This window comes from Streptomyces sp. NBC_00154 (genome assembly GCF_026342835.1).
In the GTDB taxonomy this organism is placed as follows: domain Bacteria; phylum Actinomycetota; class Actinomycetes; order Streptomycetales; family Streptomycetaceae; genus Streptomyces.
Genome location: NZ_JAPEMI010000001.1, coordinates 7,392,421 through 7,414,992 on the forward strand (window position 1 = coordinate 7,392,421; position 22,572 = coordinate 7,414,992).

Annotated in this window: 21 protein-coding genes and 3 pseudogenes; 20 read left to right on the plus strand and 4 right to left on the minus strand. The window is 65.9% G+C overall.

All coding sequences use genetic code 11. The features are described from left to right. Positions 1-45 precede the first annotated feature (45 nt). The gene (locus tag OHA03_RS33165) at positions 46-1,203 is read right to left on the minus strand and encodes a cation diffusion facilitator family transporter (protein ID WP_267007369.1); all 1,158 of its coding nucleotides are present in this window, start codon (positions 1,201-1,203) and stop codon (positions 46-48) included. An 80-nt stretch (positions 1,204-1,283) separates the two neighbouring features. Between OHA03_RS33165 and OHA03_RS33170 the strand changes: the two genes are divergently transcribed. The 5 genes and pseudogenes from OHA03_RS33170 (at position 1,284) to OHA03_RS33190 (ending at position 6,197) form a co-directional block, all read left to right on the plus strand. Continuing rightward, positions 1,284-1,640: a helix-turn-helix transcriptional regulator gene (locus tag OHA03_RS33170; RefSeq protein ID WP_267007370.1), complete on the plus strand. Its 357-nt coding sequence runs from the start codon at positions 1,284-1,286 to the stop codon at positions 1,638-1,640. A 902-nt stretch (positions 1,641-2,542) separates the two neighbouring features. Continuing rightward, the gene (locus OHA03_RS33175; protein ID WP_323181290.1) at positions 2,543-3,253 is read left to right on the plus strand and encodes a reverse transcriptase domain-containing protein; all 711 of its coding nucleotides are present in this window, start codon (positions 2,543-2,545) and stop codon (positions 3,251-3,253) included. 124 nt (positions 3,254-3,377) lie between these two features. Beyond that, a pseudogene (locus OHA03_RS33180) lies at positions 3,378-4,616 on the plus strand (IS4 family transposase); the annotation flags it as partial. Positions 4,617-4,847: 231 nt separating this feature from the next. After that, complete coding sequence (locus tag OHA03_RS33185; protein ID WP_267007371.1) at positions 4,848-5,024, plus strand: hypothetical protein; 177 nt, start codon at positions 4,848-4,850, stop codon at positions 5,022-5,024. Between the two features lie 669 nt (positions 5,025-5,693). Next, positions 5,694-6,197, plus strand: a complete 504-nt coding sequence (locus tag OHA03_RS33190; protein WP_323181291.1) for a reverse transcriptase domain-containing protein — start codon at positions 5,694-5,696, stop codon at positions 6,195-6,197. A 190-nt stretch (positions 6,198-6,387) separates the two neighbouring features. Here the strand turns inward: OHA03_RS33190 and OHA03_RS33195 are convergent, their stop codons facing one another. Beyond that, complete coding sequence (locus tag OHA03_RS33195; RefSeq protein ID WP_267003062.1) at positions 6,388-7,629, minus strand: IS4 family transposase; 1,242 nt, start codon at positions 7,627-7,629, stop codon at positions 6,388-6,390. Here OHA03_RS33195 and OHA03_RS33200 point away from each other — a divergent pair. The 5 genes from OHA03_RS33200 to OHA03_RS33220 all read left to right on the plus strand — a co-directional run bounded on the left by OHA03_RS33200 (position 7,628) and on the right by OHA03_RS33220 (position 11,643). After that, positions 7,628-8,461, plus strand: coding sequence for a reverse transcriptase domain-containing protein (locus OHA03_RS33200; protein WP_267007372.1), 834 nt, complete (start codon positions 7,628-7,630; stop codon positions 8,459-8,461). The two genes, OHA03_RS33195 and OHA03_RS33200, sit on opposite strands and share 2 nt — an antisense overlap. A 71-nt stretch (positions 8,462-8,532) precedes the next feature. After that, the gene (locus tag OHA03_RS33205) at positions 8,533-9,099 is read left to right on the plus strand and encodes a group II intron maturase-specific domain-containing protein (protein WP_267007373.1); all 567 of its coding nucleotides are present in this window, start codon (positions 8,533-8,535) and stop codon (positions 9,097-9,099) included. A 323-nt stretch (positions 9,100-9,422) separates the two neighbouring features. Then, complete coding sequence (locus OHA03_RS33210) at positions 9,423-9,872, plus strand: VOC family protein (RefSeq protein WP_267007374.1); 450 nt, start codon at positions 9,423-9,425, stop codon at positions 9,870-9,872. A gap of 103 nt (positions 9,873-9,975) precedes the next feature. Further along, positions 9,976-11,181, plus strand: coding sequence for an ISAs1 family transposase (locus tag OHA03_RS33215; protein ID WP_267007269.1), 1,206 nt, complete (start codon positions 9,976-9,978; stop codon positions 11,179-11,181). Between the two features lie 177 nt (positions 11,182-11,358). Further along, the gene (locus OHA03_RS33220) at positions 11,359-11,643 is read left to right on the plus strand and encodes a hypothetical protein (protein WP_267007375.1); all 285 of its coding nucleotides are present in this window, start codon (positions 11,359-11,361) and stop codon (positions 11,641-11,643) included. A 100-nt stretch (positions 11,644-11,743) separates the two neighbouring features. Here OHA03_RS33220 and OHA03_RS33225 read toward each other — a convergent pair whose 3' ends face one another. Next, on the minus strand, positions 11,744-13,054 hold the full coding sequence (locus tag OHA03_RS33225) for a PP2C family protein-serine/threonine phosphatase (protein WP_267007376.1): 1,311 nt from the start codon (positions 13,052-13,054) through the stop codon (positions 11,744-11,746). 379 nt (positions 13,055-13,433) lie between these two features. On the opposite strand from OHA03_RS33225, the pseudogene OHA03_RS33230 reads away from it, so the two are divergent. Continuing rightward, positions 13,434-13,735, plus strand: a pseudogene (locus OHA03_RS33230) (DUF2267 domain-containing protein); the annotation flags it as partial. Positions 13,736-14,077: 342 nt separating this feature from the next. On the opposite strand, the gene OHA03_RS33235 reads toward OHA03_RS33230, so the two are convergent. Continuing rightward, positions 14,078-14,599: an HAD domain-containing protein gene (locus OHA03_RS33235; protein ID WP_267007377.1), complete on the minus strand. Its 522-nt coding sequence runs from the start codon at positions 14,597-14,599 to the stop codon at positions 14,078-14,080. Between the two features lie 134 nt (positions 14,600-14,733). On the opposite strand from OHA03_RS33235, the gene OHA03_RS33240 reads away from it, so the two are divergent. From OHA03_RS33240 to OHA03_RS33280, 9 genes and pseudogenes are all read left to right on the plus strand, one after another. Further along, positions 14,734-15,069: a hypothetical protein gene (locus OHA03_RS33240; RefSeq protein WP_267007378.1), complete on the plus strand. Its 336-nt coding sequence runs from the start codon at positions 14,734-14,736 to the stop codon at positions 15,067-15,069. 91 nt (positions 15,070-15,160) lie between these two features. Beyond that, positions 15,161-15,967 carry a hypothetical protein gene (locus OHA03_RS33245; RefSeq protein WP_267007379.1) on the plus strand — a complete coding sequence of 269 codons (807 nt, stop codon included), beginning with the start codon at positions 15,161-15,163 and terminating at the stop codon, positions 15,965-15,967. Further along, positions 15,964-16,491 carry a histidine phosphatase family protein gene (locus OHA03_RS33250; protein ID WP_267007380.1) on the plus strand — a complete coding sequence of 176 codons (528 nt, stop codon included), beginning with the start codon at positions 15,964-15,966 and terminating at the stop codon, positions 16,489-16,491. Before OHA03_RS33245 ends, OHA03_RS33250 begins: the two co-directional genes overlap by 4 nt. 541 nt (positions 16,492-17,032) lie before the next feature. Beyond that, positions 17,033-17,527 (plus strand): PadR family transcriptional regulator, encoded by a 495-nt coding sequence (locus OHA03_RS33255; RefSeq protein WP_267007381.1) that lies wholly within the window; start codon positions 17,033-17,035, stop codon positions 17,525-17,527. Then, positions 17,524-17,634: pseudogene (locus tag OHA03_RS33260) on the plus strand (ABC transporter ATP-binding protein); the annotation flags it as partial. The gene OHA03_RS33255 and the pseudogene OHA03_RS33260, both read left to right, overlap by 4 nt. 173 nt (positions 17,635-17,807) lie before the next feature. Beyond that, positions 17,808-18,923 (plus strand): acyltransferase, encoded by a 1,116-nt coding sequence (locus tag OHA03_RS33265; RefSeq protein WP_267007382.1) that lies wholly within the window; start codon positions 17,808-17,810, stop codon positions 18,921-18,923. 436 nt (positions 18,924-19,359) lie between these two features. After that, positions 19,360-20,139: a polysaccharide deacetylase family protein gene (locus OHA03_RS33270; RefSeq protein WP_267007383.1), complete on the plus strand. Its 780-nt coding sequence runs from the start codon at positions 19,360-19,362 to the stop codon at positions 20,137-20,139. A 496-nt stretch (positions 20,140-20,635) separates the two neighbouring features. Then, entirely contained in the window at positions 20,636-21,841 is a 1,206-nt protein-coding gene (locus OHA03_RS33275; RefSeq protein ID WP_267007384.1) for an IS110 family transposase, read from the plus strand. Positions 21,842-21,919: 78 nt separating this feature from the next. Continuing rightward, the gene (locus OHA03_RS33280; protein WP_267007385.1) at positions 21,920-22,402 is read left to right on the plus strand and encodes a DUF5959 family protein; all 483 of its coding nucleotides are present in this window, start codon (positions 21,920-21,922) and stop codon (positions 22,400-22,402) included. The last annotated feature ends 170 nt before the right edge of the window (positions 22,403-22,572 follow it).

Genomic DNA, 22,572 nt, shown 5'->3' on the forward strand with positions numbered 1-22,572 from the left:
GGTCGTATCAAGCTGCTGTGGCCCGGACCGGATTCCGTTCGGGCATCATCCCGCGTGGTGGGCCAGGGCGGCATGCGGGTCGCCGCTGAGGGTGGTGTGGTCGGTGTGCACGGTGGCGGCGGTCAGCCGGGGTACGGCGTGGATCAGGGCATGCTCGGCTGCCACGGCCAGGCTGTGCGCCTCCACGACGGTGAGTTGGGGGTCGACGACGATGTCGGCCTCGGCCCGTAGGGCGTGGCCGATCCACCGCATGCGGACCTGCCCGACGTCGCGGACGCCGTCCACGGCGCGCAGCGCGTTTTCGGCGGTGTCGACCAGGGCGGGGTCGACGGCGTCCATGAGTCGGCGGAAGACCTCCTTGGCGGCGTCCTTGAGGACCATGAGGATGGCGAGGGTGATCAGCAGGCCGACGATCGGGTCCGCGAGCTGCCAGCCGATCGCGGCGCCGCCGGCGCCGAGCAGCACGGCCAGCGAGGTGAAGCCGTCGGTGCGGGCGTGCAGGCCGTCGGCGACCAGGGCGGCGGATCCGATTTTACGGCCGGTACGGATGCGGTAGCGGGCGACCCATTCATTGCCGATGAAGCCGATGACCGCTCCGGCGGCCACCCAGGAAAGGTGGGTGATGTCCTGAGGGTTCAGGAGGCGGTCGATGGCGGTGTAGGCGGCCAGGGCAGAGGAGGCGGTGATGGTGAGCAGGATGGCGATGCCGGCCAGGTCCTCGGAGCGGCCGAAGCCATAGGTGAAGCGGCGGGTCGCTGCCCGTCGACCGAGGATGAAGGCGATGCCCAGCGGCACGGCGGTCAGTGCGTCGGCGGCGTTGTGGACCGTGTCCCCGAGCAGCGCCACCGATCCTGAGAGGGCGAAGATCAAGGCCTGGAGCACGGTGGTGACACCGAGTACGGCCAGCGAGATCCACAGCGTCCGCATGCCCTCGGCGGAGGACTCCATCGCCGAGTCGACCTTGGCCGTCGCCTCGTGGCTGTGGGGTGTGATCCGGGGTTTGATCCGCGACCACCGGCCCGAACCGTGATGCCCGTGGTCGTGCGCAGTTCCGTGATCACCGTGGTCATGGCTGTGGCTAATGGCCGGGCCATGCCCATGGTTGTGATTGCCGTGCGGCGCGTGGCCCTCCTGACCGTTCCGGTGACTGCCCGGGCTGTGGTCATGGCGGTGAGGCTGGGAGGTCGGGCTCGGCTCGCTCATGGCAGTACACACCTTCCGGATCAGGGCTCGCCATAGCGGACCCGTTGGACACCGGCCGCTCACTCCACCATTGTGTGCGTATGAGTGCACGCATGCACCTATCGGGTGCGCATGGCCCCCAAGCGCGCAACGAGGGCGAGCGGTTCACCGTGGCCGCGGAGGTCTTGGGCCTCCTGGCCGACCGCACTCGCCTGGCCCTCCTGGAGCACCTTGCCGAGGAGGAGGCGGATGTGACGACGCTCGCAGAGGCGTGCGGGGTGGCGAGGCCGTCGGCGAGCCAGCACCTGGCCCGGCTGCGTCTGGCCGGGCTGGTTACTACCCGCAAGGAAGGACGTCGGGTGATCTACGCGCTGCGGCACGGACACCTCAAGCGCCTGGTCGACGAGGCCCTCGGTGTCGCCGACCACCAGCTCGGCAACCTCCCGCCCCACGACTGACCCGCCTTCGGCTGATCAGAGCGTCAGTGCCATCAAGATCTTGTCGCGGTCGTCGCCTGGGCCGGCCGCAGCGCGCCGGGCCGCCGGTCGATCTCCTTCCAGCCGAGCCGACCGTAGAAGTTCTAAAGGCCCACGCCCGCGCGTGCGGCCAGGCGCGGCTGCTGCAGACCCCCAGCAATCACTACGGGCCGAATGGAGGACGCCTCGTCCACTCGGGCGACACCGTGTCGACGGGGATCGGTGACAACGGTCAAGGTCCGCTGTCGCGGGAGTGCGCCACGAAGTGCCACGTAATCGAGTGGAGGTGGAAGGCCGACACCTCCGGGCCGTCGCAGCGGTCCGGTGAAGCTGGGGGCAGCCTGATCCGGGGAACGCCGGGGAGGGTGGCAAGCGGCCCCGACAACGGCGGGACGTGCCGGGACTACCGGACGGTGCGGGTCCGTCTAGCGAGGTCAGAAGGTGTAGCGAGAGCGAACCAGTGGTTGAAGTTCCGTAAGCAGCGGGCCGGCTCAAACCTGATGGATACGGGCCGGTATGCAGCGCGTGACCTGCTCGTCCTCGGACGGGTGGATCAACTCCGAAGCCGGACTTCCTGTTCCGGTGGGGAGGCCACGTTGTAAGCCTGCGGCGTAGGCGTGGCGATGCTGTCGGAGTAGAGCTGGGCACCTCCCTGACCGATCGATTGTGTGGTGAACGTGGGAACCATCCGCGGTCGCCCGAGCCACCGGACAGCCAGTCTGGTGGTGGGCAGGTCCGTTGCCGACTGATGGCGGTGGGTGGGGCGGAGGCCCCGTAGTAGTCGCGGGAGTAACGACCCGTCGTGGAGACCGGGAAAGCCGGTCGCAGGGCCAAGGGGCCAGCAAGTCAGTGGCTGAAGTTCTGGAATGTCGGGAGGGTCGCCGGTGAATACCGACGAGCTGGAGCGCGCCTTGTATGAGGCGGAGCGCCGGGTACTGAAGATCCAGACCAAGCTGCACCGTTGGGCTCGTGATGATCCTCATCGCAGGTTCGATGACCTGTTCAATCTCGTTGCCGATTCCGGCTTCCTGTTGGTGGCCTGGGATCGGGTGCGGGGCAACAAGGGTGCACGCACGGCCGGGGTGGACGGACGCACGGCGTCGTCCATCGCGCTGTGGGTCGGAGTCGAGGAGTTCCTCGACGTGTTGCGGTCGCAGATCAAGGACCGCAGTTTCCAGCCCATGCCGTTGCGGGAACGGATGATCCCCAAGGCAGGCGGCAAGCTCCGCCGACTGGGGATCGCGACGATCACCGACCGGGTGGTGCAGGCATCCTTGAAGCTGGTGCTGGAGCCGATCTTCGAGGCGGATTTCCTCCCGTGCTCCTACGGGTTCCGCCCGAATCGCCGGGCTCATGACGCGGTGGCCGAGGTGCGCTTGCTCACGTCCAAGAAGTACGAGTGGATCGTGGAAGGCGACATCAAAGCCTGCTTCGACGAGATCTCACACACCGCTCTCATGGAGCGGGTGCGGGCACGCGTCGGGGACAAACGCGTTCTGGCCCTGGTGAAGGCGTTCCTCAAGGCGGGCATCCTCGGTGAGGACGGCCTGCTGCGGGAAAACGACACCGGCACCCCGCAGGGCAATGCCACTTAGATAAGCGGTCTGGTAATCGGTCGTCCACATATGCACAGGGACACGCCCGGGGTGTTTGTGGATGGTCAACTGATCCGGTTGCCGCACTTCCTTCCTGCCGGTGAACCGGTTATGTTCCTCGCTCATGGGCGGGGTGCGGGATAACGTGGTGCCGGTTTCTGGTGTGCGCTTGACCGACCGGGTGGGTGTCGGGGTTCTGACACGTTTGGTTCATCGGGACCTGGTCGATGAGGTACTCGCGGAGACGGGCCGTACAGAGAAACGGTCACGTTTGCTGCCGGCGCGTGTCGTCGTCTATTACGTGATGGCTCTGTGTCTGTTCTTCGGCGAGTCGTACGAGGAAGTGATGCGTCTTCTCGTCAACGGCCTACGTTTTCTGGGGACATGGCGGAAGGACTGGACGATTCCCACGACGGGTGCGATTTCCCAGGCGCGCCGGCGTCTGGGTTCGGAGCCGCTGCGGGTGCTGTTCGAGCGGGTGGCATTGCCCTGCGCGCAGCGGGGCACGCAGGGAGCGTGGATGGGTCGGTGGCGTCTGATGGCCATTGACGGGTTCGTCCTGGATATTCCTGACACCCCAGCAAATGATGGGGAGTTCGGCCGGTCCGGGGGCACACGAAGTCCCGCACCTTTCCCCCAGGTGAAGATCGTGGGGCTGGGTGAATGCGGGACTCATGCTGTGGTGGCGGCCCGGCTGGGTCCCTGGCGCGTGGACGAAGGCGTTCTCGCCGGGGAACTCGTCGCCGATTTCGAACCAGGCATGCTGGTTACCGCCGACCGGGGATTTTACGCATATCGTCTGTGGGAAGCGGCCGCGGCAACCGGTGCTGATTTGCTGTGGCGCATGCCCGACGGCCCTCATCTGCCGGTAGTCCGGCCGCTGAAGGACGGATCCTATGAGTCGTTCCTGCTTGACCCGAAGGTCCGTCGGCGGCGCGCAGTCCAGCGTCACCGCGGGTCGGACAACATAGAGGAGCCGTCCGGGATTCCGGTCCGTGTCGTCGAATACGAAGTGACGAACCGCGAAGGTAGAGGAGAGATCTTCTGCCTGATCACCACCGTTATGGACCCGGACGAGGCTGGTGCCGCTGAACTCGCCGCTGCCTATGCCGAACGGTGGGAGTTCGAGTCCAGCCTTGACGAGATCAAGACCCACCAACGCGGCCGCGGCGGTGTATTGCGCTCGAAAACACCGGACATGGTCGAGCAGGAGATCTGGGCACTGCTCCTGACCCACTACGCGGTCCGGCACCTGATGTGTGAGGCAGCCGAACAGGCCGACATCGACCCGGACCGCCTATCGTTCATGCGGTCACTTCGTATCATCCGCCGCCAGATCACAGGCCAGGCGGGTTTTCCCCCTGACCGCCTCGCGAAGGCCCTTGAAGTCGCCCGCACGGAAATAATAGAAAGGCCCAACCCCCGTCGGAGACACCGCACCAGCCCACGAGCCGTAAAGCGTGTCCACGTCCACGCCTACAGAAAGAAGCAGCCCACCGAAACCATCATCCACCACCCCGACCCACCCCACATCAAAATCCTCGCCGTTTCCTAACTAAGTGGCATTGCCCCGCAGGGTTCGATCCTTTCGCCGTTGCTCAGCAACGTCGCGCTCTCGGTCCTGGACGAGCACATCGCCCAGGCGTCGGGAGGCGCCGGAACTGACCTCAACGAGCGCCGCAGGCGGCGACGCCGAGGTCTGCCCAACTACCGGCTGGTCCGGTACGCGGACGACTGTGCGCCACGAACACAACGGGAGGTTTCGGTGTAGACGAAAGCTTCCGACGTGATGCTGCACTGGTGATGGAGGCAGGCCCTCCGAGACCGCCCACGCAGGGGGAGGTCTCAAACCGCCGCAGGTTGCTCCGGTGAATGAGCCGGGGTGATGAGCACTGCGGAAAAGGCGCACGAGATGCGTCAGGTGTGAGCCGAGAAGGCGAACGCGAGTGAACCACTGATGAAGTGTCGAAAGCGTATGAACGGTTACCGAAACCGGGGTCCAGTTGTTGCCCCGGGATGAATCTGGCGGGTTCCTGTACTCCTGGCCAGGTGGTGCCCGGCATAAAGGTGGCGCGAGCTCGGTTCAGGCGCTGGTGTGGAACGTGGGAACCCCTCGCCACGATGCTGTCACCGGTCAGGTTGAGGCCGGTAGGCGACAAGGGAGAACCCCAAGCAGCTGAAACTGTGAGGGGCGGAGTACCGATGCGTGGCAGGGGGACGGATCGCCTCGTAGTAGTGATGAAGCCTCTGTAATGGAGGTGGAGCGAAGGGGGCGAGTTGTCCAGATCTTGTTTGGTGGTCAACCGGAGTGCCCGGGAGGAGCCAGGTGAACGGATCAAGGCCGCAGGCCGAGGTCAAGTCGTTTTACATCTCAAAGTTGATGGTGTGGGAGGCATTTCAGCGAGTCAAGGCCAACAAGGGTGCGCCCGGAGCGGACGGTGTGACGATCGAGCAGTACGAGCAGAACCTTTCGAAGAATCTGTTCAAGCTGTGGAATCGGATGTCGTCCGGTTCGTATTTCCCTCCCGCGGTGAAGGCCGTGGAGATCCCCAAGGCAGGTGGGAAAGGTATCCGCGTGCTCGGGGTGCCCACTGTGGACGACCGGATTGCCCAGACGGTGGCCGCGATGTACCTGGAGCGTCGGGTGGAGCCTGTGTTCCATCCGGACTCCTATGGCTACCGGCCCAGGCGGTCGGCGTTGGACGCCGTGGAGCAGTGCCGAAAGCGCTGTTGGCGGAGTGACTGGGTGGTCGATCTCGACATCCGGGCGTTCTTCGACAGCGTGGACCATGAGCTGATGCTCAGGGCGGTCGAGCGGCATATCGACGAGGACGGGAAATGGGTCCTGCTCTACGTCAAGCGGTGGCTGGTCGCGCCGTTGGCGAAGGCGGACGGATCGGTGCAGCAACGGGATCGCGGGACTCCCCAGGGCAATGCCACTTAGTTAGGAAACGGCGAGGATTTTGATGTGGGGTGGGTCGGGGTGGTGGATGATGGTTTCGGTGGGCTGCTTCTTTCTGTAGGCGTGGACGTGGACACGCTTTACGGCTCGTGGGCTGGTGCGGTGTCTCCGACGGGGGTTGGGCCTTTCTATTATTTCCGTGCGGGCGACTTCAAGGGCCTTCGCGAGGCGGTCAGGGGGAAAAACCCGCCTGGCCTGTGATCTGGCGGCGGATGATACGAAGTGACCGCATGAACGATAGGCGGTCCGGGTCGATGTCGGCCTGTTCGGCTGCCTCACACATCAGGTGCCGGACCGCGTAGTGGGTCAGGAGCAGTGCCCAGATCTCCTGCTCGACCATGTCCGGTGTTTTCGAGCGCAATACACCGCCGCGGCCGCGTTGGTGGGTCTTGATCTCGTCAAGGCTGGACTCGAACTCCCACCGTTCGGCATAGGCAGCGGCGAGTTCAGCGGCACCAGCCTCGTCCGGGTCCATAACGGTGGTGATCAGGCAGAAGATCTCTCCTCTACCTTCGCGGTTCGTCACTTCGTATTCGACGACACGGACCGGAATCCCGGACGGCTCCTCTATGTTGTCCGACCCGCGGTGACGCTGGACTGCGCGCCGCCGACGGACCTTCGGGTCAAGCAGGAACGACTCATAGGATCCGTCCTTCAGCGGCCGGACTACCGGCAGATGAGGGCCGTCGGGCATGCGCCACAGCAAATCAGCACCGGTTGCCGCGGCCGCTTCCCACAGACGATATGCGTAAAATCCCCGGTCGGCGGTAACCAGCATGCCTGGTTCGAAATCGGCGACGAGTTCCCCGGCGAGAACGCCTTCGTCCACGCGCCAGGGACCCAGCCGGGCCGCCACCACAGCATGAGTCCCGCATTCACCCAGCCCCACGATCTTCACCTGGGGGAAAGGTGCGGGACTTCGTGTGCCCCCGGACCGGCCGAACTCCCCATCATTTGCTGGGGTGTCAGGAATATCCAGGACGAACCCGTCAATGGCCATCAGACGCCACCGACCCATCCACGCTCCCTGCGTGCCCCGCTGCGCGCAGGGCAATGCCACCCGCTCGAACAGCACCCGCAGCGGCTCCGAACCCAGACGCCGGCGCGCCTGGGAAATCGCACCCGTCGTGGGAATCGTCCAGTCCTTCCGCCATGTCCCCAGAAAACGTAGGCCGTTGACGAGAAGACGCATCACTTCCTCGTACGACTCGCCGAAGAACAGACACAGAGCCATCACGTAATAGACGACGACACGCGCCGGCAGCAAACGTGACCGTTTCTCTGTACGGCCCGTCTCCGCGAGTACCTCATCGACCAGGTCCCGATGAACCAAACGTGTCAGAACCCCGACACCCACCCGGTCGGTCAAGCGCACACCAGAAACCGGCACCACGTTATCCCGCACCCCGCCCATGAGCGAGGAACATAACCGGTTCACCGGCAGGAAGGAAGTGCGGCAACCGGATCAGTTGACCATCCACAAACACCCCGGGCGTGTCCCTGTGCATATGTGGACGACCGATTACCAGACCGCTTATCTAAGTGGCATTGCTCCCCAGGGATCGGCGGTTTCCCCTGTACTGGCGAATCTGTATCTCCACTACGCGTTCGATGTGTGGTTGGCTCGGGAGTTCCCGAAAGTCACCTTCGAACGGTACTGCGATGATGCGGTGATTCACTGCGGCAGCGAGGGGCAGGCCCGCCGTGTGCGGGACGCTCTCGAGCAGCGATTGGCGCAGGTCGGTCTGGAGTTGCATCCGGACAAGACTCGCATCGTCTATTGCAAGGACGCTGACCGGCGGGGCTCGTATGAGCACACGGCGTTCACGTTCCTTGGATACACGTTCCGGCCCAGGCTGGCCAAGAACCGGTATGGGAAGCACTTTGTGAGCTTCCTGCCGGCGGTCAGTAAGGAGGTGATCAAGGCGATGGGCAAGGTGATGCGTTCCTGGCACATCGCCCAACGCAGTGACAAGTCGCTGATGGATCTTGCGCGGATGTTCAACAGCATCGTGCAGGGGTGGATCAACTATTACGGGCGATTCTACAAGTCTATGTTGTATCCCCTCCTCCGGCGTATCAACAGAATGTTGGTGGGCTGGGCTTGCCAGAAGTACAAACGACTGCGCCGCCGGGAGAAACGCGCGGGAGAACTATTGGCGGGCGCAGCCCGCCGGTATCCCAATATGTTCGCCCACTGGCGGTTCGGCCTCAAGCCTGATGGCTGGGCAATGGGAGCCGTGTGAGCTGAGAGGCTCCCGCACGGTTCTGCGAGCGGCGGCGGGTGAGATTCCCGCCGCCGACTCTCCGGTGCCTGATGGTTCACGGCACCAAGGCAGACGCCGAAACGCTACGCGAAGAGATCGCGGAAGTTCTCACCACGATGGGCCTGCGCCTGTCGCCGGAGAAGACTCTGATCACCCACATCGAGCAGGGCCTGGACTTCCTCGGATGGCACATCCAGCGCCACCGAAAACCAGGCACCAACCGGTACTACGTCTACACCTATCCGGCCAAGAAGGCCCTGCGGGCCATCATGGCCAAGGTCAAGACACTGTGCCGGGAGGTCGGCACAAACCAGCCGTTCGACGCCCTGCTCGCCCGGATCAACCCGGCGGTGCGGGGCTGGTGCGCCTACTTCCGGCCCGGGGTGTCCTTCGCGACCTTCTCCTACCTGCGCCACTACATGTGGCACACGGTTTGGAGATGGGTACAGCGCAAGCACCCCAAGACCGGCTGGAAGAAGATCCGCCGCCATTACGGCGGTCGCGGATCTTGGTGGGCCAGCGAGAACAGGGAGCTGTTCAACCCCATCACGGTAGGCACCACTCGCTACCGCTACCGGGGCGCGGCTATCCCTACTCCCTGGCCGACCGAGGGATGAAGACAACCACCACGACGCCCCCGGGGCTTGTGGAGAGCCGGGTGCGGTGCCAAGTCGCATGCCTGGTTCGGGAAGCGGCTCCGGGGAAACGGGCCGGTCGAAAGACCGGAACCGCGCCCCGGGCCGACTTCACCGCCTGCCGCATGCGGGTTGTGACGACTCGTCCGCGCTCAGGCGAGCTGCGCCTGGGCAGTGTCCGACGGGTCCTGTGATTGGGGTGCGCTTGTGTCGTTCCGGCCCGTGGGGTGGATGCAGGTCATCCGAATTCGCCTCTGACGCACGTAGGCTGCCCACACTGACTATTCGTCATGAAAGGACTGAATATGGCCTCTCGTCTGAACCCGTACATCAGCTTCTCTGGTGACGCGAAACAAGCCATGGAGTTCTACAAGGAGGTCTTCGGCGGCAACCTGGCCGTTCACACCTATGGCGGCTTCGGCTCCGAGGCGCCCCCCGGATACGCCGACAAGATCATGCACGGCATGCTCGAGACCGACAGGGGATTCACGCTGATGGGCGCCGACAATCCGCCCGGGACGGAACACAAACCCGGGAACAACATCGCGGTGAGCCTGAGCGGCGACGACGCGGACGAACTGCGCGGCTACTGGGACAAGCTGTCCGACGGCGGCACAGTGTCCGTCCCCCTGGAGAAGCAGATGTGGGGTGACGTGTTCGGCATGTGCGCGGACAAGTTCGGTATCACGTGGATGGTCAACGTCCAGGGGCATTGCGTGATTGGGATTGGTCCGGTTCGCCGGTCTCGTGAGTGACGTGGCGTCATGTCCGTTGTGGGGCAAGGGGCCCGGGAGAGCAGAGCAGGCACGGTGCTGGTGATCATGTGGTTGTCGAGACCCATGAGAACCGAGCGAGACCGTGCCTGCCCGAACATCATCGCCCATCCCTTCCGCACTGGAGAAACTGGGTTCCCCGACTGATCCCCTCACCTCAAGCGATGTCGCTGACCTGCGGCGTTTCCTGATCCTGGTCGCCGATCCCCGCGATGCGCGAGGACTGCGGTATCCGGCCCTCGCGTTGCTGTGCGCAGCCGTCTCGGCGGTGCTGACCGGGGCTCGCTCGCTCATCGCGATCAGCGAGTGGATCACGGATGCCCCGCAGCATGTGCTGGGCGTCCTCGGCTTCGCTGCCGATCCACTTACCGGTCTGCGGCCGGTGCCGCACGCCGCAACCGTGCGCCGCCTGCTGCAGCGTGTGGACGGTGACGCGCTGGACGCGGCGATCAGCGCGTATCTGCAGGCCAGAACGCCGCCCCCGGTCGAGCCGGAGGCGGAGAAAGGGCCGGTGCGACGGGTGATCGCGGTCGACGGCAAGGTGGTCCGCGGATCGCGAACCGCAACGGCCGCGGCGATCCAGCTGCTGGCGGCGATGGACCACCACGGCGTGGTCCTGGCCCAGCGGCAGGTCGCTTCCAAGAGCAACGAGATCCCCTCCTTCGCGCCGTTGCTGGACGGTCTCGAGCTGGAGAACACGGTGGTGACCGCCGACGCACTGCACACCCAGCACGACCACGGGGCCTATCTGACCAGTCGCGGCGCGCACTACGTGGCCGTCGTGAAGAAGAACCATCCGGGCCTGTACGCCCAGGTCAGGAAGCTGCCCTGGCGAGACATCCCGCTCGGGCACCGCACTCGCGACCACGCCCACCACCGCGACGAGATCCGCCGGCTCAAGGTCGCCGCGTTCAGCCACCTCGACTACCCCGGCGCCCGCCAGGCGATCCAAGTCGTACGGTGGCGACGCGACTTGAGCACCGGGAAGCTGACCATCGAGCGCGTCTACCTGATCACCAGCCTGAGCGCCTTCGACGCCACCTGCACCGAGCTCGCCACCTGGATCAGAGGCCACTGGGGAATCGAGAACCTCCTGCACCACGTGCGGGACCGCACGTTCCGCGAGGACGACTCCAAGGTCCGCACCGGCACCCTGCCTCGCGCCATGGCCTCCCTGCGCAACCTCGCCATCAGCGTCTTCCGCCAGGACGGCCAGACCAACATCGCCGCCGCCCTCCGCCACACCGGCCGCGACTACCACCGGCCCCTACGAACCCTCGGTCTCACGTGACGAACCCAGACAGATCTCGATCATGCAATGACCCTGGGTCAACGTCAGCGAACAGCAGACCTGATCCGGTGTCGACGCGTCGGCGCCCCCATGGGTCGCCGACGCGTCTCCGTGTCCACCTCCGGCCGGGGCGCATTCGGCGAGTCCGTCCCCCGACCCATTGGGCGGGTTCTGGTTGTGTTGTCCGGAGAGGTTGGTGACGCGGCTGGCTGGGGTCTGACCACCGATTCCGGCGTGTCGCGCACCGGGCTTTGCCGCAGCGGCATGGCGGCACCGGAGATCGCAGCGTCTTTGGTAGGCGAGTGCGCCGTACAACTTGGGCAAGTCATCGGGGCTGTTGGCCAATCCGAGTTCCGCCTCATAGTTCCGGCGCTGGAAGATGCCGCCCCTGGGGGACTGCTCAGCGAGATCCACTTCTGGACCCTGTTCATCGGCTTCCACACCACCTTCCTCCATCGGTGATCTCGTTGGCGTACTTGGTTCCCTCTCTTTGAGCGCTGGCCATCTCGTCTCTGTGGGTAGGCGGGCGGCTGGGTTCGGAGACGGGTACTGGCGCCGTCAGTCAGGCGCCGTCGTTGTCAGTGGGCCGTTCGGCCCATGCGGAGGCGATCGTCTCCGGGGCGGTGGAGGGGGGCAGGCCCGCGAGCGCCTGCAGCTGGCTGGGTCGGTAGGGGGTTGGGCCGTGCCACTCCACGAGCATCACGGTGGCGTCGTCGTTGAGGCGGCCGCCGTGGTGATCCAGGTGGTGCCCGATCAGCCGGCGCAGGGTTTCCGGGACGGGGAGGTCGTCGGCGTGGTGACGAATGAGGAAGTCGGTCAGGCCGTTGAGGCCGAATTCCTGACCTTCTCGGTTGCGCGCTTCGGTGATGCCGTCGGTGTAGAGCAGCAGGCGGTCCCTGGGTTCCAGCTGGACGCGGCGTAGGGTGCCGGGCCGGTCCAGCCCGGTTCCCATGGGGGGAGCGGGCGGGCAGGACAGGTGCACGAGGGTCCGCTTGCCGCGGATGACGACCGGGGGGTGGTGGCCGTAGTTCGTCCAGGTCAGTACGCCGGTGGCCAGGTGAAGGTCGGCCAAGATGCCCGTGACGTAGCGGCTGCCCGCAAATTGCTCGGTCAGGGCCTCACCGACGCCTTCCGCTGTCTGCAGAAGGTCAGAGCCCTGGCGGCGGTGATTGCGAGCGGCCGCCAACGCGAGGTTCGCGGTCAATCCGGCGGCGGTGTCGTGTCCCATGGCGTCGAAGACAGACAGATGCACGGTCTCCCCGGTCAGGGCGTAGTCGAAGGCATCTCCGCTGACTTGGTAGGCCGGTTCCATAATCGCACTGATCAAGACACGGTCGGTGGCGAAAGTTCGCGGCGGCATCAGCTGCCATTCCATCTCGGCGGATACTTCCATCCTCCGGCGGCGGACCAACTGGGAGTACGAGTCGCTCGTGTCACGCTTGCTCACCAGAAGGAGGGCGACCAATCCGGCGAGCCTGTTCAGATCCTCATCTGCCTCGACCTGTGCGCCCGGCACGCCGACCCGGAGCACCCCCAGACGCTCGGTGCCGTCCAGCAGCGGGACCCACCACTGGCCCTTCGCAGAAGTCGAGGCCGGAAAGGCCTTCCCCAGTTGGAAGGCCCGCCCCGCCACGGTCCCTTCAACGGACAAGTCAGCCGGTACGTCGGCGCAACCGGGGCCGACGTCAACGTTGCCGGCCAGCAGGTACAGCCGAACCTGTTGCAGATCTGCCAGATAGATCAGCACCTGAGGCCAGCCCACCCCGGCAGCGTGCGACGCCACCGTGCCGGGCAGCTGCTCCAAAGTCATGAGATGACTCGCAGCGATCAGCTCCGTCAGCACCCGTGCACGCGCCGCTTCCGCGCTGTTCATCGACGAATACCCTTCTCAACGGCAGAGAGTGCCGCGCTACTGGCGGCGCCACACTGACTGGGGCGCCGTCACTCCGGTCAACAGGAGAACGAGGGATCCAGTTTCTTGAAAGAGCCGTGACCATCTCCGTCCTAGTCGGTCGACCCAGTGAACAGCAGGTTCGTAACCGCACGGCATCGTTTGCGGTCCAGGGGCCAGGGGAGTGGCAGATCAGCAGAAGATTCTTTGAGTGCTCGTGCAAGCGTGCCTTCCCGTCATCCCCGGCGGCGTAGAGACGCGAGTCATGCTCCAGTCATCCCTCTTCGGCCAACCCGAGCGGCTGGCAATACGGCATGGCGCGCGACGGCTTTTGTCATAGTTTGTGACGATGATACTGCCCGGTCGTCAGCTCACAGGGGACGAACGCGCCGCCCTGGCCGCCCGCCTCCACGTCCCCACCGAGGCCGTCTTCGCCCTCACCTTCACCGTCCAGATCTGCGACGCTGAACCGCTCACCGGCGGGAATTCGTGGACCTCGCCGCCCGCACCGGCGGCCCTCCGGCCACCGCACGCTGGGACACCGGAGCCGTCCTCGCCACCGTCGCCCACCTCGCCGGCCTCCTCGACCGCGTCCTCGCCCAGCTCCCCTTCGGCTACGCCCTGCTGCTGTGCGGCCGCGCAGAACTCGTCCGAGCCGTATGACCTGCCCAGACCGTCATCGGCTGATCGCCGCGCCGGCAACGCGAAGCTCGTCCAGGCCCTCGACCATCGTCACCTTCAGTGGCTGGACGCACTGGAACCCTCTCCGCCGACGCCACCAGCGCCTGGGTGCCCCTCGCCGCGCTCACCCGGTGCAGACGCGTCAGCTCCCCGGCGCGGCCCAAGTGTCGGCCGGGCGCCGGGCGACTCCAGCCAGTGGCCGGGCCCGCCGTGACCGCCGCAGCCCGGCGATCGCTTCTGTCCTGCGATGGTGCGAGGGCCGCCAGGTCGCGGCAAGGACCGATGCCCGCAGCAGTTCGCCTCTTCACGTTCTCCAACCAAGTATCAGACTTGCTGTCGCAGCCACGAGTCGAGAGCCGCATAGTCGCTATCGGCCAGACCATGGCGGGGATCGACACGATGGAGCAGGGCGTGTCCCTGGTGGTGGGCAGCAACCCAGGCCCGATCGATGTCGGTGACCTCGTCGTCGACCCAGGCGAATGGGCGCCCCGCAGCCCATTCGACAAGTGCACGGGTCTTCCAGTGCAGTCCGTTCCGCTCGTCCTGGTCATCGATGTCGGACGGCTCCGGCCAGACCACCACTGCCAACTGCGGCAGACCGATGCGGGGGGCGATGCACTCGTTTGCGTCAGCCATCCATGTCGTCGCCCAGACCACCTCGCACGGGAGCGCCGCCAGTCGGGGTCCGTGCTCCGGATTGATCCTGGTCAGGAGCGGATTCGCGACGGCGCCCAGCGGTTCAGGACCCGTCGCATAGGTCGGATACGGCTGGGACGCCGCGCCGAATGGGATGAGTGGTCCATCGACATCGAGAAACAGCAGCGAACGCCGCACAGAGCCGGTCACGGGAGAACGATATGCCCACCCTCCTGACCTGCGAAGAGGTACTTGCGTGGAACTTGTGAGACCGTCCTACGCGCGCGGGGGCCGGTATCGCAATGAGCAGTGGCACCGCACGGGGCCGGGGGCACGGTGGGGACATGAGCACGCCCGTCACCGTCCACCGGCTCAGCGCCGACGGCGGCCGCCGCTACTTCGTCCGCAGCGTCTGCGAGACCCACATTCTCGGCATCGCCTACAACGACCTCGACGTCGTCGAGTTGCTGCCCCGTGCCGGAGATCGAATGTCCCCTGTTCGGCCCCAGCAGTGCGCTGGCCGCGGCTGTGTCATGTGCTCGGGCGAGCCGGATGCGGGTGTTGGAAGGTCCGGGCCGGCCGGTGTGCAGCCGGTCGGCGGACAGTCGCGCGGGCCCGCGCCTTTCCCAGGTGGTCGTTTGGTCATGGACAATTCGGTCGGGCACAAACGGCTGCGATGAGGCCGCACCGACCGAACCCGGGGTTCCATGTCTGAGGCAACTTCTGCCGGCTTCCCGCGTACCGGAGGTTTCCACGACTAGCCTCCGCAGCATGTTGTGTATCGCCGACGCCCGCACCGGCCGCCTCGTGGAGATTCCCTCCGCGCGTCGCCACCTCCTGCGCATCTGCGTCCATCTGCCGGTCATCGACAACGGGATCGGCGCGGTGCACCTGCGTGTGCTGCTGCTCGGCGACGTACTGGCGCGCACCGCTGAGCTGCACGGCCTGCAGGCCCTGACGGTACTCACCGCGCCGGACCTGCCGCAGGAGCAAGTTCAGGCGCTCGACCGGGTCATGGCCGTACTCGGCATCCACCCGCCCGCCACCGTCCGCGCTCACGATCCGAGTGAGACACCGAGCGCTGCTGCCGACGTGCACGTGCTCACGCACGGTGCCGACCAGCAGGACAGCGTCGGCGGGGTACGGATCGACGTGGGCCAGGTCGGCACAGCGTCCCCGGACGAGGGCTGCCCGGGCTCGCCGGACGCAGCCGTCCCGGAGGGAACCGATCCGCTGGCTGTCAGGATGCTGTTGCTCGGCCATGCCTACCGCACACCCGTCATGGTCACCGGTGCCGCGCTCGTCGAGGCCCGGCGGACGCTGCGGCACTGGCGGCAACTGGTGGCCGATTGGGCGCAGGAGCCATCCAGGCCGATCCCTGCCGACCTGCTGCGACAGGCTCATGCCGCGCTCGCCGACAACCTTGGCGTCCCCGCCGTCCTGGACATGCTGCGCAGCGTGGAGAAGGACGCGAACGTGCCGGCCGGTGCCAAGTTCGAGACGTTCGCCCATCTCGATCGCGTCCTCGGGCTGGACCTCGCGCGCGAGGTCGGCCACCAGCACCAGGAGACACGATGACCTCGGGCGACTCCCGACGCCTGGTCGTGCTGCGACACGCCAAATCCGCCTGGCCCGACGACGTGGCCGACCACGAGCGGCCTCTCGCCCCGCGCGGCCGTCGTGACGCCCCGGCGGCCGGCCGCTGGCTGCGCGAGGCCGACTGCGTTCCCGACCTCGTCGTGTGCTCCACCGCCGGCCGTACCCGCCAGACATGGGACCTCGTCTCGGACGAGCTCGACGCCACCACGCCGGTGACCCACGACGCACGCCTCTACCAGGCGAGCGCCGGGGAGTTGCTCGGCGTCGTCCGGGACATCCCGGTGCAGGTACGGACGCTGATGCTGGTCGGGCACAACCCCGGCGTGCAGGACCTGGTCCTGATGCTCGCCGGTGAGGCGGACGGCTACGCCCTGGAGCAGACGCGTACGAAGTTCCCTACGTCCGCGATCGCCGTGCTGTACCTGCTCGGCCCCTGGTCGGACCTGGAACCGGGTGCTGCCCGGCTGACCGAGATGGTCGTGCCCCGCGGCGCGAAGCCATGACGGGCGCCCCGATCATGGGGTGACCTGTCTCAGCGAGCGTGGGTCTCTTTCATCCGTTCGTGACGGTGGTCGCGGCGACGGGTTGACCGAGACGTACCGTCGAACGCGCCCGGAAACCGAACTGCGCCAGGTTCGCAGGGCGGCCGGCCAACGCGTGCCGGCGAGGTCCCGAGGTTGTTCCAGGTAGTGCCCTGGCCGGCGGCGTCGCTGGTTTCCGCGCAGATCGCCAGCTCCCGCAGATGTGCCGATTGCGTCCTACGAGGGCGGTGATGCGGCCGCTGGGCAAGGTGAACTCGCAGTCTCACAGGTCCAGTCGCCCCGCGTCCGGTACCGGAATCCGAGTCCCGTGGCGCGCAGCGTGGCCGGCGCGTCAGGCCTGGCCAGGCGTCCTCCTTTCCGCTCCCGGTTGCCCGCGGCATGCGTGTCTTCGTCATTGTCGTAGGCGTCCAGGGCCACTGTGCAGAACTCAGCTCCTCACGCTCCGAGGCATATACACACCACGTATACATGGCATGTATACGCGGCATGTATAGTCCTGCGCATGTCCATAGGTCACACCCTCCTGGGACTCCTGGAGTCCGGTCCGCGCCATGGTTGCGACATGGAGCGGGCCCTCGACGAGAAGTTCGGTCACGGCCGGCCTCCGCGCTGCGGTCAGGGCTACTCGACGATGTCCCGCCGGCTGAAGAACGGTCTCGGCGTCGTCGACGGCGCCGAGGCGGGCGGCGGCCCCGAGCGGCAGCGTTACGCGATCACCCACGCCCGCATCACCGACGTACAGCAGTGGCTCGCCACGCCGGAGAAGCCCGAGCCGTACTTTCGGTCGACCATCCACCGTGGCGCCGCCGACGTCCTCGACACCCGGTGTGCGGAGCACCTGCGCAGCATGCGCGCCCGCGCCGAGCACAAGCGCGGGGGCGAGCTGGCCGACCAGCTCACCTGCGACCACGCCCTGTTCCATCTGGATGCCGAGCTGAGCCGGCTGGAACTCACCGCGGCCCGCCGCGACGGGCTCCGCGAGGAGATGGACCGATGACCGCTCCCACCGGCTCCCGGCTCGGTGCCGAGGGGCTGCGCAAGGCCTACGGCTCGCCCCTCGCCCGCGACGGCGGCGACTTCTCCATCCACCCCGGCAAGGTCATGGTGGGCGCCCACGAGGCACAGGTCCGATCCGACCGCGAGGTTGTCGTATGCGACGGCCGATTCCGGGACAGTGGGCGCGTCGCATGAGTCTGCGCCATGGAACAGGATTGCAGGTCCAGGACCGCAGTCAGTCGAGTGGGTCCATCGACCCGAGTCGACCGCAGGGAGGGCAGATGCGCCTGGCCGCAATAGACGGGCTCCGTCTGGTGGCAGCGCTGATGGTGGCTGGATATCACTATCTGGGGACGCCCACCCCGCACTTCTGGGGAGAGATCGAGCTCAGGGATTTTGCCCCGTTCCTGCATGAGATCAGCCGCTACGGCTGGCTCGGCGTCGAGTTCTTCTTCATCATCAGCGGATTCGTCATCTGCATGAGCTGCTGGGGGCGGACTTCCGCACAGTTCACCGTCTCCCGCATCTCACGGCTCTTCCCGGCCTACTGGTGCACGGTTCTCCTGGTTGTCGTGCTCGTCCTGGCCGCACGGATGGGTCATTGGCCTGCCGCCACGCGCATCGACCCTCGTACGGTCCTGGGAAACCTGACGATGGTTCCGGGGCCATTGGGGCTTGAACTGGTCAGCAAAGTCAGCTGGACACTCTGGGTGGAAGCTCGCTTCTACCTGCTGATGGCCGTGCTGCTCATCTCCGGGCTGTCATATCGGCGGATGGTGGCTTTCTGCGGAGCCTGGCTCCTGGCCGGTGTCATCGCCCTTGAAGTTCACTCGCCACTGCTCAACGAATTCGTACTGAGCCGATACACCGGCCTCTTCGTCGCCGGGATCGTGCTCCACCTCATGCGCAGGTTCGGACAGAACCTCCTGTTGTGGCTTCTGCTGGGTTTCGCCTGGTGCTACGAACTCACTGTGCTCGAATTCCGGGTGGTCGACCATGTCACCACGTCCAGCAGCGAGGGCCGGCCCTCCTGGGCCGTGTGCGCGACCATACTCACACTCTGTCTCGGGCTGCTGGCGCTGGCCGGTGTCGGACCGTTGGCTGGACTGCAATGGCGTTGGCTGGTCACCGCCGGGGGCCTCACCTACCCCTTCTACCTCGTCCACCAAAGCATCGGAATTCCCTTGGCCAAGGGCTTGATCAAGGCCGTTCCGGGGCTGGGACTTTTGCCTTCGATGGCGGTGTCCGTCATCTGCATGCTGGGTCTGGCCGCGCTCATCTACAAAGGGGTGGAGCATCGGTTCGGACGCCTGCTGAGGCATCGCCTGACACTTGACGTGCACCTGCAAGACCTCGCTCCCGGGCAGGCTTTCAGCCCACGCGGTAGCGCGAGGTGAGACCACTCAGAAGCGATCCGCTCACCGCTCAGCAGGCTTGCTCAGTCGTAAACGGTCCCTGTTCGGGCGGTCCCGCAGTGGTCGGCGCATAGCGGCAGGGCCTCTTGGTAGCTCGGGGGCGCACCTGCCCAAGGACTTCCCGCCGTTCAAACGGTGCATGCCTCATCATCGCGACCCAGCTCGTACAGGACGGCTGGGAGATTCACGAAGGCGCTTTCAAATCCGAGAGAAGGCCCCGCTGTCTGCCGATCGGAGGGCGATGTGTCGCGTCAGGCGGTGGTTGCCCGGCATGCCCATCCCGTCGCTTCTGCGCAATTCAGCTGCATCCCTCTCTCCATGGCCACCACGGAACACACGGGCTGAAGAACAACCTCAGCGCCGTGAAGGTCGTCAATCACCAATTACAGCAACAACGCGATCCAGGGAAAGGTCTCCCATGCACCTCAATGCGCGAATACGACGGCCTCGAATACTCATCGCCGTCGCAACAGCCGTGGCCGCCGTTCTGGCAGTCGCGCTGATTCTGGCCCTGACGGTCACGACCTACGATCACACTTCGCCGCGAGCCGCCCGCGGCAAGGCATCGGGATCGGTGGCCGCGAACGTCGACTGCCGCAAGGCGAAGTGTGTGGCCCTCACCTTCGACGGCGGTCCCAGCCTGACGACCCCCAGGCTGCTGGACATCCTGAAGCAGGAGGATTTGCACGCGACCTTCTTCGTGCAGGGCAAGGGCCACATCGCGAAGTACCCCGAGATCCTGCGTCGCATCTCGGAAGAGGGGCACGAAATCGGCAATCACACGTGGAATCATGAGGACTTGACGGACATCGACGTGGACGACGCCCGTCAGGAGCTGACCCGGACACAAGGCGCCATCGAGAAGATCACCGGTACCAGGCCCATCCTGATGCGTCCGCCGGAGGGCCGCACCAACCGCACGGTGGCCAAGGTCTGCCAGGACTTGGGGCTGGCGCAGGTGCTGTGGAGTGTCACGGCCAAGGACTACGAGACGACCGACTCGGCCCTGATCACCAAGCGGGTGCTCGACCAGACTCACCGCGACGGCATCATCCTGCTGCACGACCTGCACAAAGGGACCGTGCCTGCCGTCCCAGGAATCATCAAGGCGCTCAAGCAGCGCGGCTACACCATCGTCACGGTGTCGCAACTGCTCGCCCCTGCCAAGCCCCAGCCGGGGATGGTCTACCGGCCCTGAACAACCGCAACAGATCCGCGCCCCTGGCGCGATGTACACGGCCCGGGGCTGAACGCCTACTTGGCCAGACGGGCCAACTAATAAGGGTTGTCCCGTAATCCCGGTCGGGCGGGCCGACGACGACAGTTGCCTCGCTGCGTTGTCGGAACACCCGAATACGCCCAGTATGAGGACGCCTATGAGGACGCCCCTTCGCCTTGCGATGCACCGCATCTGACGCCGCGCGCTGATCCACCAGGGAGTAAGGGGTAGCCCTTGGAGTGCTCCTTACCGTGTTAGCGGGTTGATTCCGGTCCTTCGTACGATCGGGAGACCCAGGGGCCTGGGTGTGGCTAGGAGCGCTCATGCCGTGGTTGTGGCTTTGACTGATTGGCCGCCCAGTGCCCCGCGACGACACGGCCACTCATTGGGATAAGCGAACAGAGATCGCTTCGTAAGGACACGTCGGCGTGGTCGTCTGCAGGGACCAGTCAACCGATCGACGAGGGAGGCTCGGGTGCCCGAGCTCTGGGCGGGAACGGATGCCGGCAAAGCCTCGCATCACTGCACGGTGATCGACACGGACGGGACGAAGATGCTCTCGCGTCGGGTGCCCAACAACGAGCCCGAGCTCCTGGAGCTGATAAGCGACGTTCTCGCACTGGCCGAGGACAGCCCGGTGACCTGGGCCGTCGACCTGAACGCCGGCGGGGGCGCGTTGCTGATCGCTTTGCTGGTCGGCCATGGTCAGCGGCTGCTCTACATTCCTGGCCGGACCGTCCACCATGCCTCCCGCGGATACCGTGGGGACGGCAAGACTGATGCGAAGGATGCTTACGTCATCGCGGATCAGGCGCGGATGCGCCGGGACCTGCAGCCTCTGCAGGAGTGGGACGAGATCGCGGTGGACTTGAAGATCCTCACCGCCCGGCGCTACGACCTCGCCGCAGATCGCACCCGCGCCATCAACCGGATGCGGGCACAACTGCTGGAGTACTTTCCCGCCTTGGAGCGGGCCTTCGATTACGCCGCCTCCAAGGCGGCGCTTGTCCTGCTGACCGGCTACCAAACGCCTGCTGGCCTGCGCCGGCTCGGCCCGAGTCGGCTCGCTGCCTGGTTGAAGAACCGCAAAGTCCGTGGCGCCCAGGCGGTCGCCGATGCAGCTATTGCTGCGGCGCAGGCCCAGCACACCGTCGTTGTTGGGGAGAGCATTGCGGCTGCCGTGGTGGACACCCTGGCCCGGGCGGTGCTGACGTTGGACGAAGAAATCGCGGGCATCGACGCGCAGATCGCAGCCCGATTCCGTGAGCACCGCGACGCGGAGCTCATCCTCAGCATGCCCGGCATGGGGCCCTTGCTGGGGGCGGAGTTCATCGCCTGCACCGGCGGAGACATGGACGCCTTCGGCAGCTCAGGCCGACTCGCCGGCGTCGCCGGACTCGCACCAGTCCCACGGGACTCCGGTCGCATCAGCGGCAACATGCGCCGACCACACCGCTACCACCGCCGGCTCCTGCGCGTCTTCTACCTCTCCGCCCAGATCGCCGCCCGCTTCTGCCCCACTTCCAAGACCTTCTACGACCGCAAACGAGCCGAGGGCAAGACCCACAAACAGGCAATTCTCGCCTTGGCCCGCCGCCGCCTCGACGTTCTGTGGGCCCTCATCCGCGACCAACGCCACTGGACAGTACAGCCGCCTCAACCCCAACCAGCCGCCGCATGACGATCACGTGCTTGTCAGCGCAAGCCGAGCCAACACCCGTCGGAGTCGTTTCTGAGCGCCTGCCGTAGGTTCCCGGCCATGGACACGAACACACAGCCAGATGCGATTGAGCTGATCCGGCTGGCCGACCTCACCCAGAGCATCAGCGTTCGTCTGCGTTCGACCGAGCCCACCCTCGAAACTCCGGCAGTCCGGCACTACGACGCGGAGGCCGTCGTCACCAGCGGCTTCGTGAACGGAACTGTCTACCTCGGGTTCGACTCCGAGGACCTCTCAGACTGGGGCCAGCTTCTCGACGCCATCGAAGAAGCCGAACAGGAGGCCGACCTCGACGAGCCGTTCACGGCGGACTGGCCCCAATCAGGCCGCACCGCCTACCTCCGATTCATCGCCGAAGACCCCTACGTGGTCGAAGTCCACGACGGCACCAGCACCCAGATTGTCGTCTCCGTGCCGCTCGACATGGGCGAAGAGTGGATAGCCGAATCCAGGGAGCGTCTGGCGGCGGCCCGAGCCGCTCTTGGCGTTGGCGCAGAGGATCTCTTTGGCGCACGTCCCTGACCGCGATCTCGCCCTCTCGCACCACACTCCTACTGCTTGACAACGACGATTGGGAATCAGTCACAGAGATGTCGCTGAGCACTTCAGCCGGCACTTGAGCAGCCCCGGAGGCTGCCCGCCACGCCGACAATAAAATCTGTCTTGACAAATTTTTTTGTCGGTTGGATTCT